The organism is Mucilaginibacter sp., from assembly GCF_039925265.1.
GTDB lineage: Bacteria > Bacteroidota > Bacteroidia > Sphingobacteriales > Sphingobacteriaceae > Mucilaginibacter.
Genome location: NZ_JBDSZG010000038.1, coordinates 98,011 through 120,117 on the forward strand (window position 1 = coordinate 98,011; position 22,107 = coordinate 120,117).

A 22,107-nucleotide genomic window follows, 5' to 3' on the forward strand; every position below is an offset into this window, starting at 1 on the left:
AGCTACAGTTTTATTTGATCAGCCATACACGCATAAGCGATAAAAGCTGGTCCGTTTTAACGGGTTTGGTTATATAATCCGACGCACCAGACGAGATACATTTTTGCCGGTCACCAATCATCGCTTTTGCCGTAACCGCTATAATTGGGAGGCTTTTGTTACGCGGCTCCTTCCGTATAATTTGTATCGTCTCATAGCCGTCCATTTCCGGCATCATAATATCCATCAATACAATGTCGATACCCTTGTCCTTATTCAGGATCTCGAGCGCTTCGCGTCCGCTTTCCGCCGTGATCACGTCGATCTTTGATCGTTCGAACACCGCGGTTAACGCAAAGAGGTTCCGCACATCATCATCTACAACCAAAACCTTTTTAGAATCAAGTATATCTGTAGTTACACGGATGTCGTTGATCATTTTTAGTTTGCTTTCGCTGATGTATTTTTTATCAATATGTAACAACACCAGGATCTCTTCGAGCAGGTAAACATGCGATGAAGGTGTTTTGGTAATGATCTTATGATTTAACCTTTTAAGCTTAATTAACTCTTCCTGGGTAAAATCCCGGGCCGAATGAAGTATGATGGTAGTTCCCGGCTGTTTGATCAGGTCTATCTTGTTCAGAAAATCAATGCCGCTGGCGTCGGGCAGCATATAATCCACCACAATACAGTCAAATAGCTCCTTTTTTAGTACGGCGAGTCCTTTTTTAGCGGTGCTTGCACCAAACACTTCAATTCTATCATTAGCTAAAAGTTCCGACAGCCGCTGCAATTCGTTCTCATTGTCTTCAATGATCAGTACCCGTTTTTTGGTGTGTTCATAAAAGTTTACAATACCTGTAATCAGCTCATGCAAAGAGGTATTGGATAAAGGTTTTAAACTAAACGATTTGGAGCCATGTTTAAGGGCTGTTATCTTATTGTCCTCACCGGAAATTACGTGTACGGGTATATGCCGTAAGTTTATATCGGTTTTGAGGAGTTTGAGTATTTTCCAGCCATTAGATTCCGGCATATTTACGTCCAGTGTTATGGCAATGGGGTTGTATTTGATAATACTATCGAAGATCTCCAGGTAGCTGATGGCCACCACAACCTTCATGTCCAGGTCGTGAGCCTTATCTATCAGGATCTTGGTGAAACGCAGGTCGTCCTCAATTACCAATAGCACTTTGTCTTCGGCAACAATATTATGACGGTCATCATCCATGATCAATTCAGCCGTGTCTATTATACTGGCGCGGAGGTGTGCAACAGGCTGTGGCTCTTTTATTCTCACCGGTACCGATTTCTCTTCCCTGTATTTTAACGGCAGGTACAGGGTAAATACACTGCCTTTACCTAACTCGCTGCCTACGGTAATGGTTCCTCCGAGCAATTCGGCGAAGCCTTTACTGATGGAAAGCCCCAGTCCTGTACCGCCATATTTCCGGCTGGTAGAACCTTCGGCCTGTTGGAAGGCCTCGAATATAATGCCTTGTGTGTTTTTTGAGATCCCGATACCAGAATCTTCGATAGAAAATGCGATCACCGCATCCGGCCCGATCAACGGGTTTTCCTGCCCGCGAACCGGCCTGAAAACATGCAGTTTAACGCGGCCTTTCTCGGTAAATTTAAACGCGTTTGATAGCAGGTTCTTTAAGATCTGGTTAAGGCGCTGCATATCGGTTTCCATCATTTCCGGCAGGCTTTCTTCTATTTCTATTTCAAATTTCAGGTTCTTAGCCTCTGAGATAGGTTTAAATGTCGATTCGGCAAAGGCTGCTATCTCTTTAAAGCTTACCGGCATAACATCAGCCGCAATAACGCCCGATTCGATCTTAGAAAGATCGAGGATGTCATTGATCAGCTGGATCAGGTCATCTCCGCAAGAGTGGATGGTTTTAGCAAACATCCGCTGTTTTTCGGTTAGGTTACCTTCGGGGTTTTCAAATAACTGTTGAGCAAGTATCAGCAAGCTATTAAGCGGCGTGCGCAACTCGTGCGACATGTTGGCCAAAAACTCCGATTTATATTTGGATGTTAAGGTTAACTGCTCGGCTTTTTCTTCCAGCGAACGGCCCTTGTCGTGCAGCTCGTCATTTGCGCGCCTTAGTTCTTCCTGCTGTGCAGAAAGCTCGCCCGCTAACGATTGTGATTGCGATAATAATTCTTCGGTACGTGTATTGGTTTCGATATTGTTTAACACGATACCGATACTTTCTGTCAATTGGTCCAAGAAGTCGATGTGGGTGTCGCTGAAATTCTCAAATGATGCAAGCTCAATAACGGCCTTTACGTTGTTTTCAAATAGTACCGGCAGAATAACGAGGTCGATAGGGGCGGCGTTACCTATGCCCGAACTGATCTGCAGATATTCATTAGGGACATTGGCTAACCTTATCCGTTCCTTATCCGTGGCGCACTGCCCAACCAAGCCTTCGCTCAATGAAAATTCCTGATCGATGAGCTTGCGGCTTTTTTGGGCATAGCCTGCAAATAACCGTAGTTTTGGCTCATCGGCAGATTCGGGCTGCTCTAAAATATAGAACGCACCATAACGGGCGTTCACCAGTTCGGCCAGTTCAGATAGTACTTTATTGGCTACCGCGTTCCTGTCGCGCTGTCCCTGCAGCATCTGGGCAAATTTGGCCAGGTTGGATTTTAGCCAATCCTGCTCGTGGTTACGGAGGGTTGTGCCTTTAAGGTTGGCAATCATCTGGTTAATGGTATCCTTCAAAGCTTCCAGCTCGCCTTTCGCTTCCACGCGTATGGTACGGGTAAGGTCACCCTTAGTTACTGCGGATGCTACCTCGGATATCGAACGTACCTGTGTGGTTAAGTTTTGTGCCAGCTGGTTTACGTTTTCCGTCAAATCCTTCCAGGTGCCCGATGCGCCCGGTACACTGGCCTGGCCGCCTAAGCGCCCCTGCACACCTACCTCACGTGCCACAGTAGTCACCTCATCTGCAAACACCGCGAGGGTATCGATCATCTCGTTGATCGTATCGGTCAGTTGTGCCACCTCGCCCAGCGCGTTGATGGATAGCCGCTGCTTTAAGTTACCCTTGGCTATGCCTGTGGCCACTTTGGCAATACCACGGATCTGCCCGGTTAAGTTAGATGCCATCTGGTTTACCGAGTCGGTTAGATCTTTCCAGGTACCACCCACGCCTTTTACGTGTGCCTGTCCGCCCAACTTACCCTCGGTACCTACCTCACGTGCCACACGCGTTACTTCGGATGCGAAGGAGTTTAGCTGATCCACCATCGTGTTAATGGTGTTCTTTAAGTCCATTATTTCGCCCTTTACGTCGATGATAACCGTTTTGGAAAGGTCACCGCTGGCCACCGCCTTGGTTACCTCGGCAATGTTACGTACCTGCGAGGTAAGGTTACTCGACATCTGGTTCACCGAATCGGTTAGATCTTTCCAGGTACCCGCGACGCCCGGCACAAAGGCCTGGCCCCCAAGGTTACCATCGGTACCCACCTCGCGGGCAACACGCGTTACTTCGGACGCGAAACCACGCAACTGATCCACCATGGTATTAATGGTTTCTTTAAGCTGTAAGATCTCTCCGCGCACGTCAACCGTAATTTTTTTGGATAAATCGCCGTTTGCTATCGCGATAGATACATCGGCTATATTTCGTAATTGGGCCGTTAAATTACCGGCCATCTTATTTACCGAATCTGTTAGATCCTTCCAGGTACCATCTACACCCGGCACGTTGGCTTGTCCGCCAAGCTGCCCCTCCGAACCCACTTCTCGCGCAACACGCGTTACCTCTGATGCGAAACCACGCAGCTGATCTACCATCGTATTGATAGTGTCTTTTAGCTCCAATAACTCACCTTTGGCATTCACCGTTATCTTTCGGGACAGATCGCCTTTGGCCACCGCTGTAGTTACCTCGGCAATGTTACGTACCTGCGAGGTTAAGTTGTCCGCCATTTTATTTACAGAATCGGTTAAATCCTTCCATGTACCGCCTACACCCGGCACATTGGCCTGGCCGCCCAGCTGCCCTTCGGAGCCCACCTCACGTGCAACACGCGTTACTTCCGAGCCGAAGGAGTTGAGCTGATCCACCATTGTGTTAATGGTGATCTTCAGCTCCAGCATTTCTCCCTGCACGTCAACCGTGATCTTTTTGGAAAGGTCACCTTTTGCCACAGCCGTTGTTACTTCCGCTATATTACGCACCTGGCCAGTTAAGTTACCCGCCATTTGATTTACCGAATCTGTTAGATCCTTCCAGGTACCGCCTACGCCCGGCACGTTAGCCTGGCCGCCAAGCTGGCCTTCAGAACCCACCTCCCGCGCCACACGGGTTACCTCAGATGAAAAAGAGTTTAACTGATCCACCATCGTATTGATAGTGTTCTTCAACTCCAACAACTCACCCTTGGCATCCACCGTGATCTTTCGGGATAGATCGCCTTTTGCCACGGCGGTGGTTACACCCGCTATATTACGCACCTGGTCGGTAAGGTTACTACCCATCTGGTTTACCGAATCGGTGAGATCCTTCCATACCCCGCCTACGCCTTTTACACGGGCCTGCCCGCCCAACTTACCTTCAGTACCTACCTCCAGCGCCACACGCGTTACTTCGGATGCAAACGAGTTGAGCTGATCCACCATCGTATTAATGGTTTTCTTCAGCTCCAGCATTTCTCCTTTTACGTCTACCGTAATTTTCTTGGAAAGGTCACCATTAGCTACCGCGGTGGTTACGCCCGCTATATTTCGCACTTGCGAGGTCAGGTTCCCCGCCATACGGTTCACCGAATCCGTTAGATCTTTCCATGTACCAGCTACACCCGGCACTTTAGCCTGGCCGCCCAGCTTACCTTCGGTACCCACCTCGAGCGCCACACGCGTTACTTCGGATGAGAAGGAATTGAGCTGATCCACCATCGTGTTAATGGTGTTCTTTAATTCCAATATTTCGCCCTTGGCCTCCACCGTGATCTTTCGCGAAAGGTCACCCTTAGCCACAGCGGTTGTTACCGCTGCCACGTTACGTACCTGGGCGGTTAAGTTACCCGCCATTTGGTTTACCGAATCGGTTAATTCTGCCCATACGCCGGCAACACCCTTAATTTTTGCTTGTTCTCCCAGTTTACCTTCCGATCCCACCTGCCTTGCCACCCGAGTTACCTCCATGGAGAATAGCTGTAATTTGGAAAGCATTTGATTAGATTCTTTGGCGATGCGCAAAAACTCACCTTTTAAGGGGTGTCCTTTTATTTCTAAAGGGATGTGTTTGGAAAGATCGCCATTAGCTACGGAATTGATCATCCCGGCTATCTCAAGTGTTGGCGAGGTTAGGTCCTCAATCAGGTTATTAAGCGAGGCTACGCCGCTTGCCCATTCGCCTTTCGCGTCGGGCAATTCAATTCGTTTTGATAAATTTCCTTTTTTACCGATCGTCATTTCGGCGGATGAGATCTCGGCTACAAGCCGTTCATTCATCTCAATAATGTCGTTAAGTACTTCGCATATTCGTCCGTTTATTCCGGCTTGGGTAACCGGCATTCGCACACTGAGTTTTCCGTTTTTGACGAGAGAAAGAACGCTTAAAAGTTCTTTTACATCAAGATGATCTTCGGTGCCGTTAACAACGGGGGCTTTTTTTTGCTTGGGTTCAAGTAAAGCTGGTTCCATATAATTATTGCAATAGGTTGATAAGCAGGTAGCATACTTTAACACGCTATAGCGCGAAAAGTGTAATAATTACCATATTTGGTAACTATTATAAATTAAGTTTTTAAAGGTATCGGCGAAATATGACCGTAATAACAGTACAAGTTAGCTGTTGTTTTAAAAAAAGTTTAATTTTTTTAAAAAAAATAATTGAGGTCTTAACCGGCGTGACATCTGTGTTCTAATAGGGTTATATTTATTGATTAAATGAAATCAACCTGATATCGAACGCCGATAGACATTATTTAAAAATGGTTGTAAAATCTAAATTTTAAATGTTATTTTGACAATAATTATAGACTGCTTCCAACTTTAATTAATCAATTTTAATATTGAATTAAAGTCGTCTTTTACGAAGCCAAGCCTGAATTTGTTTATTTATTAGTGAATGTTTTGCCGGATGTAATGAAATATATCGCTGATGTACCCGTGAAGAAGAAGTTTTGCTTTTCGGCTTTCTTTCTGTTCGCCACCTTGCTTTGCTATGGCCAGGCGCCTGTAAAAAACAAGGTGCTTAAATATGCGCTTAAGGATGGCCTTTCCTTCGGAATAGTAAATAGTATTAGCCAGGATGCGGATGGTTTTATGTGGTTTGCCACAAGCGATGGCTTAAACCGGTTTGATGGATCCACATTTAAGGTTTTTAAAACGATCGCCGGGGATACTACCGGCCTATCAAGTAATTTCGTCCAAAAGATATTTTCAGATCGTGCCGGTAATGTATGGGTCTCGTCGAGGGATGGCTTAAGTAAGCTGAATGCAAGGAGCGAGAAATTCACCCATTACAACCTCCGCAATCATAATGTTGTCAAAAATGACGTCGATAACATTGCGCAGGCCGGCAGCGGTAATCTTTGGATCGCTTCTTACGGTTCCGGTTTTTCGTACTTTAAAACCAATAGCGGAGATTTTATTAGTTACTCCAGGAAGAATTTACCCCAGTTAACCAGCGACCGCATAGTTTCCATACTCGAAGATTCTAAGGGTTTGTTATGGTTGGGCACGCAGGATGGCGGCATTAATGTTTTTCATCAAAAGAACGGTAAGGTGATCGGCAAGGCATCCATTTCCTCAAAGTTCGGCAGTAAACCTGTAGGAAGAATTAACGAGATATTTGAGGACCATGTGCACAATATCTGGATCGCGACAAGCAACGGGCTGCTTTATTATGATCGTGACAGCGACAACTTCACCCAGTTTCAAACAACGCAGAAGGAAATAAAAAGCAACACTTACATTGCGCTGAACGAAGACAAAGAAAATAATTTACTTATCGGCCTACAGGATGGCGGTTTGTACAAGCTCCCATTAAAAACGTTTCGGGCAAACACTGCTGATTTTAAACTGACCCCTGTTGTAGGCGACGATGGGTATAACATGACGCAGCGCTCTGTCCAAAATATTTACCTCGACCGCCATCAGAATATATGGCTTGGCACCTACGGCGAAGGGGTTTATATGATAAGCAGTATCAGCGAAAAATTCACCAGGATACAGAAGATACATGAAGACGCTGCCGGTAAAAGTTTAGTTAGATTTTACGGTATGTGCCAGGATAATAACGGGCTGCTGTGGTTTGGTACCGATGGCGACGGGATCTACAAAACCCGCCCGGATGGCAGCATTGTAAAACGTTATTATGCCGATGGCCGGCCGGGTAGTTTAACAGATAATGCCATTTTAACTGGCTACCGGGATAGGGAAGGCAATTTGTGGTTCGGTACTTACGCCAAAGGTTTGTTCAGATATAATGCAGATACCGATTCATTTACAAACTACAGCCATAAGGCAAATGATGCCGCCACGCTTGGCGCAAGCGACGTTAGAGTAATTTACCAGGACCGGCAACGGAATCTATGGATAGGCTCTAACGGTGGCGGGCTAAGCCTTTTCAATGCGGCAAGCGGTACATTTACCAATTATACGCCCGCAAACAGTACGCTTAGTTCTTACGATGTAAGGGCGATAACGGAGGATGATAAAGGTAATTTGCTGGTGGGCACCTACGGCGGGAGCCTGGATTACCTGGATGTTAAGACAAAAAAATTCAGCAGCTACTTTACCGTTGCCCAAGAGAAACGTTTTTTGCCCGGCCAGGTAATATTTGCCTTGTATTTAAGCCGCGATAAGCTTTGGGTAGGTACCGAGGGCGATGGCTTATTGGTTTATGACACCGGCAAGCATACTTTTCAATATTTTAACGAGAAAAACAAGTTAGCGAATAACACGGTTTACGCCATTCAGCAAGCGGCAGATCAATCGGTATGGATCAGCACCAACAAAGGGCTATCTAACATAGACCTCGACAAAAACTCGGTAAAGAATTTCGATCAGTCTAACGGGTTGCAGGCTGGGCAGTTTAACGTCGGGTCGGTAATTTACGATAAGCAAAACCACGCGATGTATTTCGGCGGCACCGAAGGGCTTAATATTTTTAACACGGAGGCGGTTAACAAAAATTATTTTAAACCCAAAGTAGTACTTACCAGCCTGCAGGTATTTGGTAACGAGCAGGAGGAACACGATGAGCATGGCAATGGAATTGCGTTGTCGAAAGCCATTAACGAAAACCGGCAGTTGGTTTTGCAGCCAGACCAATCTGTGTTCTCTATTCAATATACTTCACTAAATTATGCTTACCCCCAAAAGGGAGAGTTTGCTTACAAACTGGAGGGGTTGGATAAAACATGGAACTTTGTTGGCAACCAACGCTCGGCCATATACAGGTATTTACCACCGGGCAGTTATACCTTTAAAGTAAAATGCTCCAATCAGGATGGTGTATGGTTTAATGATTACGCCACTTTGCAAATAAGAATATTACCTCCATGGTACAAAACCTGGTGGGCCTATTTATGCTATGCTTTAGCGGTGGTTTTAGTTATTTATTACTACCTGCAATACAGGGCAAACCAGGCACACTTAAAGTACGAAATTAAACTTGCACAACTTTCTGCTGAGAAGGATAAAGAGCTTAATGAACGGAAATTGTCGTTTTTTACCAATATTTCGCATGAGTTTCGTACACCTTTAACACTCATTATCAATCCTATTAAAGAGCTGCTTTACCACGAACGCGAGGTTGATACCAGCAGCCTCAATATTGTTTATCGTAATGCTAAGCGCTTGCTCAGTTTGGTTGATCAGTTGCTGCTGTTTCGTAAGGCTGATTCGGAAGCGGGTACCTTAACCATTTGCAGGCTTAATATTGTAGAGCTATGTAAAGAAGTGTTCCTTTGCTTTACGCACCAGGCAAAGGCCAAGGGACTCAATTTTGAATTTATTTGTGCCGATCAGCACATCGAATTATTTGCCGACAGGGAAAAGATGGAGATCGCGCTGTTTAATCTCATCTCAAACGCCATGAAGTTTACACCTGCCGGTGGAAGTGTAAAAGTTTTGCTGATGCAGCAGAACGACCGGGTAAATATCGAGGTGGTGGATACCGGGTCCGGCATTCAAAAAGAAACAGAAGCGAAGCTGTACTCCCAGTTTTATCAGCAGGAAAGTGGTAAGGGCCCATCGGTAGGCGGGTTTGGCATCGGCTTGTTCCTGGTTAAAAAGTTTATCGAAGGCCATTCGGGAACTATCAAGCATGAAAATAATGAAGGTGGAGGAGCGAAGTTTACCATATCATTATTTAAGGGACGTAACCACCTAAGTAATCAGGTCATCTACGAGGATAGCGAGACGACATCTGTTCTGCTCCAGGAACTTGTAGCAACTGAGATGGTAGAAAGCGCGGCAGCGGAGGCGAATAATTTACTTACAGAAGATCCGGAGGCAAGCGCAGAATTGAAGTCTATCCTTATTATAGATGATAATAACGATATCAGGGAGTACCTTAAGTTGCTTTTCAAAAACGATTACAAGGTTCATTCGGCTATCAATGGCAGAGAGGGATTGAGTATTGTTAAGGAAGTACTGCCAGATATTATCATCAGTGATGTAATGATGGATGAAATGACAGGTATTGAGCTTTGTACAGCTATACGGGAAGATATCAATATCAGCCATATCCCCGTGATATTGCTCACCTCCAGTGCATCGCCCGAAATTAAACTAAAGGGCATAGAGGGCGGTGCAGATGATTACATCAGCAAACCGTTTGACAAGGAACTGCTAAAGGCGCGCGTAGCCGGCATTCTGAGGAACAAGAACAACCTGCAAAAATATTTCTATAACGAGATCACGCTCAACTCTACCAATCAGAAAATACCGGCGGAGTATAAAACCTTCCTGGATAATTGTATAAAAGTGGTGGAGAAACACCTGATGGACCCCGACTTTAACATCCAAACCCTCGCGGGTGAACTGGGTATCTCCCATTCGTCGCTTTATAAAAAGATCAAGTTTATTTCAGGGCAGTCGGCCAATGGGTTTATCAGGTTCATCAGGCTGCGTAAAGCGGCAGAGATCCTTATCAACAGCAGGCACAATATTTTTGAAACATCGTGCCTGGTGGGGATCAACGATATTAAATATTTTAGAGAACAGTTTAAAAAGGTGTTTGGCATTAACCCTTCTCAGTACATGAAAAAATACCGTAAAAACCTGGCTGACGATATGGTACCCAACGAATTTGTAGGCAGAACAAGCAATTGAGCACACTAAACGGCCGTGTGATGAATAATGGTGCGTTACTATATTAACCCCTAAATAATCACAATTTGCCCCTGTACTTAAATGTAGCTTTGGCATATCTTGCATCCCAATTATAACCAATAATTATTTAACCGGCTACTAACGGCTGGTGAACCCTGATTTATGAAGCTGCACCCCTGGATACCTATTTCCCGGCCAATAACCATTATCTGCGCGGGCCTTTTGTTTTGCATGCTTTTTTTTGCAAAATGTAAAAGCGGCTCAACAAGCTCATCCGCAAATGGCAGCGATTCTACGGCGCTTTTTAAGGAACTGGATACCACCCAAACCCATGTTGGCTTTATTAATCAGCTTACTGAAGGATTAAACACCAACGTGCTTGTATACGAGTATTTTTATAATGGTGGCGGTGTAGCAGTTGGCGATTTTAACAGCGATGGCTTGCAGGATCTTTATTTTACCGGCAACATGGTTGATAATAAAATGTACCTCAATAAAGGCAAAATGGTATTTGGGGATATTACAGCGCCCGCCAACGTTGCCGGCCGGCCCGGGCCATGGAAAACCAGCGCTACCGTAGCAGATGTAAATGGCGATGGCCTCCCTGACCTGTACCTCTGCTATTCCGGAAAACTGCGGCCCGAAAAACGCGTAAACCAGCTGCTGATCAACCACGGTAACAATGCGCAGGGCATCCCCCAGTTTAAGGATCAGACTAACGATTACGGGCTTAACTTCCCATCCTACAGTACCCAGGGTTATTTTTTTGATTATGACAACGATGGCGACCTGGATCTTTTGCTGGTTAACCACAGCCCCGAAAGATTGAATAATATAGACGTTTACGCCCTTAAGGACTTGGTGAAGACCAAAGATAACGAGCGCGGCAATCGGTTGTTACGGAATAATAACGGGAAGTTTGAGGACGTTACCGCTAACTCGGGGATAGAAAATGGAACGGTATCTTACGGACTGGCTGCAGGCATTGCCGATATTAATGGCGATGGCTGGCAGGACATTTATATGGATAACGATTACAGCGTCCCCGATAAGCTATACATCAACAACAAAAACGGAACGTTTACCGATCAATTAAAACAAACGGTTGGCCATACCTCGTTTTACTCGATGGGCAACGAAGTGAGCGATATTAACAACGACGGGTACCCTGATATTTATACCCTGGATATGCTGCCCGAGGACAACCACCGCCAAAAGCTATTGATGGGTACCGACAATTACGAATATTTTGACATGAACGTAAAGGCCGGTTTTTATTACCAATACATGCGTAATATGCTGCACATCAACAATGGCAACGGTACTTTCAGCGAGATAGGGCAGCAGGCGGGTATTTCTAATACCGATTGGAGCTGGGCGCCACTGTTTGCCGATTACGATAACGATGGATGGAAAGATCTTTTTGTATCGAACGGTTTTTTACGCGATTATACCAACATGGATTTCCTGAAATACATGGGCGATAACCTAAAAGACAGGAGCGTTATGCGGGAAGACCTGCTGAACCTGGTAAAGGATATGCCGGCTTCCAGCGTAAAAAATTACCTGTTTAAAAATAAAGGAGGCTTTAACTTCGAGGATGTATCGGCCAAATGGGGTATCACGCAGCCATCAAACAGCAATGGAAGCGCCTACGCCGACCTGGATAATGATGGCGACCTGGACCTGGTGACCAATAACGTTAACCAGCCCGCCTCCATCTATCAGAACAACGCGGAGGCAATAACCGGAAACAATTATCTGGATATTAAATTGAAAGGTGCCGGAAAGAATACCGATGGGATAGGGGCAACTGTTACCGCTTTTATAGGAGGCAAGCTGCAAACTATTCAGCAAATGCCTGCCCGCGGGTATCAATCAACCGTAACTACGCTCATCCACTTCGGGTTTGGTAAAAATAAAACGATAGACGCGATAAAAGTGCGGTGGCCATCCGGCAAAATACAAACCATAGAAAAGCCGGCGCTTAACCATATTCTTGCTGTGTCAGAAAAAGATGCGGCGGTAACAGCAAGTGTTGCCATTCAGTCGAAAACCATTTTTTCGCAAATTGCAAGCCCTGTTAAACTTACCGCGCCTGTAACCGGCATTAACGACTTTAAAAGGCAGGCGCTTTTAGTTAATCCCATTTCTTTTTCGGGGCCTCATGTAGCAAAAGCAGATGTAAATGGCGATGGACTTGAAGATGTTTTTATAGGCGGTGGCAGCGGACAACCCTCTATCCTTTTTATCCACAATGCAAAGGGCGGCTTTGCCAAGAAGACACTTCCCGTATTTGATGCGGACAAGCTGAAGAGCGAAGTTATCCCCGTTTTTTTAGATGTGAATAAGGATGGTCATCCCGATCTGTTTTGCGCGTCGGCAGGTTACAATGATTTGCAGCCCGGCGACAAAACATTAGGCGACGACTTCTATTTAAATGATGGTAAAGGGAATTTCACTAAAGCTATAAACGCTGTGCCTGCACTTTACACCAGCAAAAGCTGTGCAAAAGCTGCGGATGTAAACGGTGATGGCTTCCCGGATCTCTTTTTAGGCGGGCGCGTTATCCCCGGCCGTTACCCGGAGGCACCGCAAAGTTATTTGCTGATAAACGATGGTAAAGGGCATTTTAAAGATGCAACCAGACAGTATCTTCCGCAGCTCATAAAGTTGGGCATGGTTACTGATGCGGCCTGGGTAGATATGAATGGCGATAACCGTGCCGACCTGGTAGTAGTAGGCGAGTGGTTACCTGTCACCATTTTTATTAACACGAACGGGAAGTTTGAGGACCAAACCGCCAAATACCTCCCCAAAAAATACTCCGGCTGGTGGAACTGTATCACTGTAGGAGATTTCAACCGCGACGGTCATCCAGACCTGGTACTGGGTAACCAGGGTACAAATTCGCAATGTAAAGCAAGCGACGCGGAACCAGCAGAAATGTATTTTAAAGATTTTGATAAGAATGGTGCGGTTGATCCAATTTTATGCTTTTACATCAATCATCAAAGCTACCCCTATGTTACCCGCGATGAATTATTAGAGCAGATGAGTATGATGCGCACACGCTTTACTGATTATAAGTCGTACGCCGATGCCACACTAAACGATGTATTCTCTACCGAAGAATTACACGGTGCAGGCCACCTTACCGCCAATATCTTAGCTACAACGCTGTTTTTGAGTGATAGAACAGGCAAGCTGCGTGAGGGAAAATTACCCGCCGAGGTTCAGTTCTCGCCGGTGTTTACCATTACGCCGTTAGATTATGACAGGGATGGCGCAACCGACCTACTATTTTGTGGCAATATCAATAACGCCAGGCTTCGTCTTGGCAAAGCGGATGCCAATTTTGGTTTGCTGTTAAAAGGCAATAAAAATGGAAGTTTTGCAGCAATTAGTCAAAACGCGTCGGGCTTTAAGCTATCAGGCGATGTGCGAAGTGTCACCACTATTGGTGATAAGGTACTCTTCGGTATTAATCAACAGCCTATGCAGGCCTACCAATTAAACAATCGATGAAATACTTATACTTTCCGGTCGCCATTATTTTATTGATCAGCGTTAACCTGGGCTGCGGGCCGGCAAAGGTTACGCCTAAATTAACATCGGCAGATATTACAAAGGTAATTAACCAGATGATGGTTGGAATGCTCCACGATGTTACCAATCCACCATTAGCGGCGCGCTTTTTTTCATACACCTGTATTTCTGGCTATGAGGTGTTATCGAAAAGCGATTCCAAACTTCAAGGTCTTGAGAGTGTTTTAAATAATTATCCGAAGATAAGAAATCCCTCGGTAACTGGTTTTGATCCCCGGCTAAGCGCGGTATTTGCCATGATCGCCACGGCATCAAAATTACAACCTTCGGGCCCGGCGATGAAAGTTTTTGAACAGAAGCTGATCGACTCATGCCTTAACGCAGGTTTTTCCCGTGGAAAGATAGATAGCTCTTTAAAATATGGGCAGCAAATAAGCGCGCAGATAATGGCCTATGCTAAAAGTGATGGTTATAATAAAATAAGCAATTACAAACGATACACATTAACGGGGACGCCGGGTTCGTGGGATCCAACACCGCCGGCCTATATAGCCGCTGTTGAGCCGTATTTTAGTACGGTAAGGCCGCTTACGCTCAAAGCTTCCGGGCAATTTGTTCCTGCGCCGCCTGTGCCGTTCTCTACCGATAAAGGTTCCGCTTTTTATAAATACCTGCTGCAATGCCACAGTTTTGATGCCGATTCTCTATCTACGGACCAAAGAACGATCGCCGCATTTTGGGACTGTAACCCTTTTGCCGTGCAGGACAATGGGCACATGCAAATAGGGTTAAAAAAGATCTCGCCCGGGGCCCATTGGATGGGTATAACCGGCATTGCCTGCAAAAAAGCAGGCGCGAGTTTCGAAAGATCGATGGAGGTAAACACCATGGTGGCCATTAGCCTGATGGATGGCTTTATCGCCTGCTGGAACGAAAAGTATAAAACCAACAGGATCCGGCCCGAAACAGCCATTCATCAGTATATGGATCCGAGGTGGCATTCGTTTTTGCAAACACCACCTTTCCCCGAATACCTTAGTGGGCACTCGTTTATTTCTTCAGCAGCTGCGGGGATCCTTACCTCGTTTTTTGGTGATAATTTTACTTATACCGATGATGTCGAAGTTGCGTTTGGTATTCCGCCGCGCAAGTTTAGCTCGTTCAACAAAGCCGCTGAGGAAGCCGGTTACTCAAGGTTATTGGGTGGCATCCATTTCCAGGACGGCATTACCAATGGTAAAAAACAAGGCGAATTGGTTGGTGCATGGGTGCTTGGGAAATTCAATCACAACAGCAAACCACCGGGCGCACAATAAACTCTTCAATTTTTAGTACTGCGCGGTAAACACAATTATATAGCGTGCTGCTATGCCCCATGCTCCCTCAAATCGTGGTTTTTACGCCGCGTTTTTATCTGCCGTTTTTGATAGATCAAAGGGTGGTTCTAAATGCATCCGATAAATAAGTTTTGCCGCTCGCCAGCATCAAAACAAAAAACACACATTCAGCAAAGTTAGATGATCAAAAGGCGTTTTTTATCGTTTTTATAGCGAAAAATACGTTTTTACCCCTTTTAATTTGAGGATTAACCACCCCTCGCATTAGCACTTTTACTCGACCTTAGCTACCATAAACCAATTGTACGCGCCTTTCTTTTTTTGCTTAACGTAATCAATCTGCAGATTTTTTACCGGGCTATTGTCGCAAGGCACGCACTAAAAAACCAATTATCAAACCGTTAAATTAAAAAACATGAGAAAAAATTTACTGAAGGAATTTTCACCGCATGGAAGCGCAAGAGTAGCTATCGGCTTGCTGCTCATCTCGGCAATTCCGCTTTCTTCTCCGGCTATGGCAGCCGGCAGCAGTCATAAAATTTCTGTAAAGTTCACCCGGGCTGCAGATCTGTCGGTAACGGGTGTTGTTACAGATGAAAAAGGATTTCCGCTTGCGGGCGTAACTGTTGCTGTTAAAGGAACCACACAAGGTATTGTGACCGATGTTAACGGTAAATTCTCACTCCTTGTAAAAGACCCGAATGCATCACTGGTGTTTTCTTTCATAGGCTATACCACGCAGGAGGTTTCTATCAATGGCAAGTCAACCATAAACGTACAGTTAGGCGCCGATGCTAAATCACTCAACGAAGTTGTTGTGGTGGGTTACGGTACGCAAAAGAAAGCTACTCTAACCGGTTCTATTTCTCAAGTGAAAGGTGCTGACCTGGTGAAAAGCCCGCAGCCCAATCTTTCCAACTCATTCGCCGGTCGTTTTTCTGGTGTAATTGTAAATAACCGCAGCGGCGAGCCTGGCTATGATGGCTCTGGCATTACCATAAGGGGTTTGGCAACAACCGGCAGTAACAACGTATTGGTAGTAGTAGATGGTATCCCCGGGCAAATAGGCGGTTTAGAACGCCTTGATCCGAATGATATCGAGAGCGTATCTGTACTAAAAGATGCATCGGCAGCTATTTACGGTAACCGTGCGGCTAACGGTGTTATATTAGTTACTACCAAAAGAGGTAAAACTGGTAAGCCAACTATCAGCTATTCGTTTAACCAGGGCTTCAGCTCGCCAACGCGTTTGCCTAAAATGGCCGATGCAGCAACTTATGCGCAGCTTATGAATGAGGTAGCCCTCGATGCAAACAGCGGCGGCGGCCCAAACCAGACCTATTCAGAAGTTCAGATCCAAAAATTCAGGGATGGTTCTGACCCGATCAACTTCCCTAATACCGATTGGTTAAAAACTACTTTAAAATCGCAGGCTTTGCAAAATCAGCATAGCTTATCAATAACCGGTGGCAGCGATGATGTAAAGTATTTTGTTTCGTTAGGTACCCTATATCAGGACGGTATTTACAAAAATGGCGCTACCAAATACAATCAGTATAATTTCCGGTCAAACATTGATGCGAATATCACCAGCAAATTAAAAGTAGGCTTGTCTTTATCAGGCCGCGAAGAGCAGCGTAAGTTCCCAATGGTAGGTGCCGGTGGTATCTTCAGGTCTATCTATCGCTCAAAACCAACCGTTGCTGCGTTTTATCCAAACGGATTTCCAACACGGGGTATAGAAGATAACAACCCCGCGGTTCAGGTAACCGATATCGGCGGAATTGCACAAAATCCCTCACAAACCTTAAACGCAATTTTAAGGGGCAGCTATCTTTTACCGCTAAAAGGGCTGTCGCTTGATGGTTTCTTCTCGGTTGATAAATCCTTCAACTTTAACAAAAACTACAATACACCTTATAACCTGTACACTTACAACCAGGCTGCAGATACTTACACACCTACAGTTGTGGGAGGTAATAATAAAAAAGCAACCTTGTTCGAATCTCAGAACAGCCAATCGCTTATCACTTCAAACATTAAGTTGAACTATGCACGCCGTTTTGGCGCGCATGATATCAGCGCGTTTGTTGGTTATGAGCAAAGCAAAAACCATCTCGATTATTTCGATGCCACACGGTTTAACTATTTATCATCGCAATTGCCGGAACTTTCGCAAGGCGGCAGCGCGGCAACAGATTACCTCAACTCGGGTTACAGTTCAAACTATACCCGCCGCAGTGTCATCAGCAGGCTTGCCTACAGCTATGATGAAAAGTACTTGTTTGAAGGCCAGTTAAGGGCAGACGGAAGCTCGATATTTCCGTCAGGAAAACAATGGGGATACTTCCCATCAGCTTCTGTTGGTTACCGTATTTCCAAGGAAAGCTGGTTTAAAGATAATGTGAAGTTTATCGACGATCTGAAGCTGAGAGCGTCTTATGGTTCGTTGGGTAACGATGCTGTAAACGGTTTTCAATACTTTAATAACTATGTAATTGTTGGTAATGGGCTTGTAGCTTATGACCCCAACGCCAATGGCGGCACAAACGTTATACAGCCAAATGTTAACCTGGTAAAACTGGCCAACGAGAATATTACCTGGGAGGTGGCCCGCAAACTTGATATCGGTATCAATGCAACATTCCTGAGAAACTTCACCCTCGAGGCTATCTATTTCCAGCAAAAACGGTCAGGCATTTTGGCTACCCGTAATGCATCCTTACCGGCCACTTCGGGTATCGTAAACCCTTACAATGCCGATCCGCTGGTACCGTCTGAAAACATTGGTAAAGTAAACAGTACCGGTTTTGAAGGTACATTGGGATACAACAATAGCGGCCGCGATTTTACCTGGGGTATCTCCGGTAACATCACTTACGCAAAAAGCAAGATCATATTTATAGATGAAGCGTCCGGCACTTTAGATTATCAAAGCCAAACAGGCCATCCCTTAAATACGTATCTTTTGTATAACAGCATAGGCATCTTCCGCACCCAGGCAGAATTGGATGCATATCCGCACGTTCCGGGGGCCAAAGTTGGCGACCTGAAATACGAAGATTTTAATAACGATGGTAAAATCACCGCAGATGACCGCGAGCGTACCAAATACGGCAACATTCCATTGATGACGTACGGCTTTACCTTAAACGCTGCTTACAAAAACTTCGATCTTTCGATGCTATTTTCAGGCCAGTCTAAAGTGAGCCAGTACGTATTACCAGAGACAGGTACTATCGGCAACTTCTACAGCAGCTGGGCCGACAACAGGTTTAGCGCAAGCAACCCCGACGGAACTTACCCGCGTGTAACAGAGCGTGCATCAAGCGCGATAAGCGGTGGCCAGTACAACAATACCTTCTGGCTTGATAATGCATCCTTCCTGAGGTTGAAGAACGTACAGTTAGGATATAACTTTGGTTCAACGGTTCTATCTAAAATTAAATTAGCAGGCTTGCGCGTTTATGCAAGTGCATTTAACCTTTTCACGATAACAAAAGGTAAAGATTATGACCCGGAGGGTACAAGTGGCAGCGGCCAGTTTTATCCACAGCAACGTATCATTAACATAGGCGCAAACGTGAAATTTTAATATAAACAGTCATGAAAAGAAATCATATAAAAATATTTTACCTTTTTGCGGCAACGGCGCTAACAATAGCCGGCTGTAAAAAAGATTTCCTGGCGATACAGCCAACAGATAGGATAGCTACCTCGGCGATAGAAGCGGATTCTGCAGTATTTGAAGCTTACGTTACCAACAGATATTTGGGTACACAATTACAAAACAAAGAGGGTGACGGTACCGTGCCCGGCTTTGGTAGAGGTTTTGAGTACAGCATGTGGAGTTCGCTAAGTGATGAATCCATCTACAACAACGATGACGATACCTGGCTGGTACAGCGCGGCCAGCTTGCTCCCGAAAATTTGGGTGGTGCTGGTGTGTTGTGGGCACGCAGCTACCGTGGTATCCGCGAGTGTAATTATGCATTGAGTGTATTGCCTAAAATAACGATGAGCGCAGGCCACAAAGCGCGTATAGAGGGCGAACTGAAATTTATCAGGGCTTTTAGATACCAGGACGTTATCCGTAACTACGGTGGCGCAGTATTAGTAGGCGATAAGGTTTATGAATTAACCGATAACTTGCAGGACCCGGCACTATTTAAGCGTGCAACTATTAAGGAAAGCATTGCCTATACCATAGCTCAACTGGACGAAGCAACCGCAAAGTTACCCGTTAATAACGACGGGACATGGCTGTTGGGCCGCGCTACTAAAGGCGCAGCACTCGCATTAAAATCTCGTTTGGCACTTTATGCTGCCAGCCCGTTATATGACGGCGCAGGTACCTGGGCTGATGCTGCAACTGCTGCACAGGCGGTTATAAGCCTTGGTAAATATGGGATTTATACTGGTGGATATAACAGAATGTTTTTGGAGAACGAAACCAACGAGGTTATATTTGAACGCCTTTACACCAAAAACGACAACCACACCCATATGGAAATTGCCAACGGGCCAAATGGTTACGGTGGCTGGGCAGGTAACACCCCACTGCAAAACCTTGTGGATGATTATCAGATGGATAACGGGAAACCAATAGCAGACCCAACTTCCGGATACGACCCAACGCATCCTTACGACCACCGCGACCCAAGATTTGATGCCACTGTGTTACACAATGGCTCGCCATACAGGGGGCGCAATATTGAAACCTTTATACCGGGCGGAAAAGATAGTAAAGACGGCGAAAGCAACTGGAATACGACAAAAACAGGATATTACCTGCGTAAATACATGGACGATGCGTACCCGCTTGAAAACCCATGGGGCAACGCAGGCTTTCATCCATGGATCTATTTCCGTTACGCAGAGATCCTGTTGAACTTTGCAGAGGCTGCTAACGAGGCTTATGGCCCGGATGTGATCCCGGCTGGGGCAACATTAAGCGCACGTACCGCCATCAACATGATCCGTTCGCGCCCTGGCGTCAATATGCCAACTTTAGCAGCGGGTATGTCACAGGCACAAATGCGCGATGCCGTGCGTTACGAACGCCGTGTTGAACTGGCGTTTGAAGAGCACCGTTTTTATGACGTGCGCCGTTGGAAGATAGCTGATGTTACCGATAACAAGCCTGCCGGTGGTGTAATTATTACCAAGGCTTCGGATGGTAGTTTTGTATACACGCCAAAAGTTGCTTTAGATGGCCGTTCGTTTGCAACCAAGCACTACTGGTTGCCAATACCAAGAACCGAGATCCAGGCATCGGGTGGGCAATTACAACAAAATGCAGGTTATTAATAACTGAATTATTTAAGGGGGGAGAGGTTCTTCCCCCTTTTTTACTAATACATCTATCCGCATGAAAAAACTACAAATTTGGTGTTTGGCTTTGTGTTGCGTTGTGGTAGCATGCAAAAAAGATAAGGTTGCAACAACCGGCCCAGAAACCGTTACCCCGGTTATTGAGGAACCGGTAACAACAACGGCCATTGTTAAGGCAGATGCCACACCGGCAAGTGCGTTAAAAGGCGTTAACTGGGCGGCAGATGGAGATAACTTTGCCGACGGCATCCTTGTGCTTAGCGGATTAACATCTTCTGATAGTTATGCAACCGTAGCGTCAAAGGCAAGTTATGTGTTAACAGGGGTGCAAAATAATACAGGCGCGAATACCGTACGATTGCCGGTAAATTATCCAACCGTTTCGCAAGCCTGGTGGAACGCCTATACTGGCCTTATTGATAAGACGATCTCAAAAAACATGAACGTGATACTGGCTTGCTGGGAAAGCAAATCTGCCGCGGATGGCCGTATAGATGATATGACACAATTTTGGTTGATGTGGCAAACGGTTGTAGCTAAATATGGCAGTAATGCACACGTTTACTTCGAAATTTTTAACGAACCGCATGGTTACTCCCTTTCTGAGTGGACAACCATTTGTGCGCAGTGGTTAACCAACTATCCAACTGTACCGCAGGCAAGGATCCTGGTAAGCGGGACTTCTTATTCGCAGGATCTTACCGGTGTAGGTGCCGACAGTCGTTTTTCGGGCTGTTTGTTATCTGTTCACGATTATACTTTTTTTAGTAATGGCAGCAATACTACCGCTGCCCAGTGGGAGAGCAGGTTTAAAGCCAATATTGGCAGTTATGCCAATCGTGCGGTACTCACCGAGTTTGGTGTACCCATGACCGGGGGTAAAAATTATACCGGCGCCATAGGCGGCGACCAGGAGATCGCCTACCTGCAGGGTTTAACTAATCACGTACGTGCTTTTAGCATGGGGAGTGTTTACTGGCCGGGCATTCGCACCGGCGATAGTTATGCCATGCAGCAAATAAACGGCAGCGGTACAGGCCTCACCATTACCAATACCAATTTAACGGGTTTAAGCCGCCTCACCTATGCATGGGGCGTTGGCGCCGGCGGTACCGATGTGTTTTACACAGGTGCTTTTTATCGCTTTTTAAACCAGAATAGCGGTCAGGCGCTTGATGTTAACGCATCTTCGACAGCTGATGGTGCGGGTATTATTCAATGGCCGCAAAATGGTGGTAATAACCAGCAATGGGTAATTGCCGACAACGGCGGCGGCTATTACAAGCTCACCAATCGTAACAGCAGTAAAGCCCTTGATGTTGATATGAGTTCAACTACAGCAGGTGCAGGTATTATCCAATGGCCATGGAATGGCGGTAACAACCAGCAATGGCAATTAACTGCTGCCAGCCCGGGTATCTACAAAGTAGTAAATAGAAACAGCGGGCTCGCGCTTGATGTTAACGGCGCGTCTACCACCAATGGTGCAGGTGTTATTCAATGGAGTAGCAATGCGGGTACTAACCAGCAATGGCAAATTATACAACAGTAATTTACGCAAGAGGGTAATGCCAGTTGGTATAC

General features: G+C 45.7%; 7 protein-coding genes. 6 read left to right on the forward strand and 1 reads right to left on the reverse strand.

The genetic code is table 11. The features are described from left to right. Positions 1–10: 10 nt before the first annotated feature. Positions 11–5,659 carry a HAMP domain-containing protein gene (locus tag ABIX36_RS17775; RefSeq protein ID WP_348083516.1) on the reverse strand — a complete coding sequence of 1,883 codons (5,649 nt, stop codon included), beginning with the start codon at positions 5,657–5,659 and terminating at the stop codon, positions 11–13. A gap of 444 nt (positions 5,660–6,103) precedes the next feature. Between ABIX36_RS17775 and ABIX36_RS17780 the strand changes: the two genes are divergently transcribed. The 6 genes from ABIX36_RS17780 to ABIX36_RS17805 all read left to right on the forward strand — a co-directional run bounded on the left by ABIX36_RS17780 (position 6,104) and on the right by ABIX36_RS17805 (position 22,075). Then, positions 6,104–10,303, forward strand: a complete 4,200-nt coding sequence (locus ABIX36_RS17780) for a two-component regulator propeller domain-containing protein (protein ID WP_348083517.1) — start codon at positions 6,104–6,106, stop codon at positions 10,301–10,303. Positions 10,304–10,534: 231 nt separating this feature from the next. Further along, on the forward strand, positions 10,535–13,831 hold the full coding sequence (locus ABIX36_RS17785) for a VCBS repeat-containing protein (RefSeq protein WP_348083518.1): 3,297 nt from the start codon (positions 10,535–10,537) through the stop codon (positions 13,829–13,831). After that, positions 13,828–15,168 (forward strand): vanadium-dependent haloperoxidase, encoded by a 1,341-nt coding sequence (locus ABIX36_RS17790; RefSeq protein ID WP_348083519.1) that lies wholly within the window; start codon positions 13,828–13,830, stop codon positions 15,166–15,168. Before ABIX36_RS17785 ends, ABIX36_RS17790 begins: the two co-directional genes overlap by 4 nt. A gap of 436 nt (positions 15,169–15,604) precedes the next feature. After that, positions 15,605–18,784, forward strand: a complete 3,180-nt coding sequence (locus ABIX36_RS17795) for a TonB-dependent receptor (protein WP_348083520.1) — start codon at positions 15,605–15,607, stop codon at positions 18,782–18,784. A gap of 11 nt (positions 18,785–18,795) precedes the next feature. Then, positions 18,796–20,499 (forward strand): RagB/SusD family nutrient uptake outer membrane protein, encoded by a 1,704-nt coding sequence (locus tag ABIX36_RS17800; protein WP_348083521.1) that lies wholly within the window; start codon positions 18,796–18,798, stop codon positions 20,497–20,499. Between the two features lie 61 nt (positions 20,500–20,560). Then, the gene (locus ABIX36_RS17805; protein WP_348083522.1) at positions 20,561–22,075 is read left to right on the forward strand and encodes an RICIN domain-containing protein; all 1,515 of its coding nucleotides are present in this window, start codon (positions 20,561–20,563) and stop codon (positions 22,073–22,075) included. Positions 22,076–22,107 lie beyond the last annotated feature (32 nt).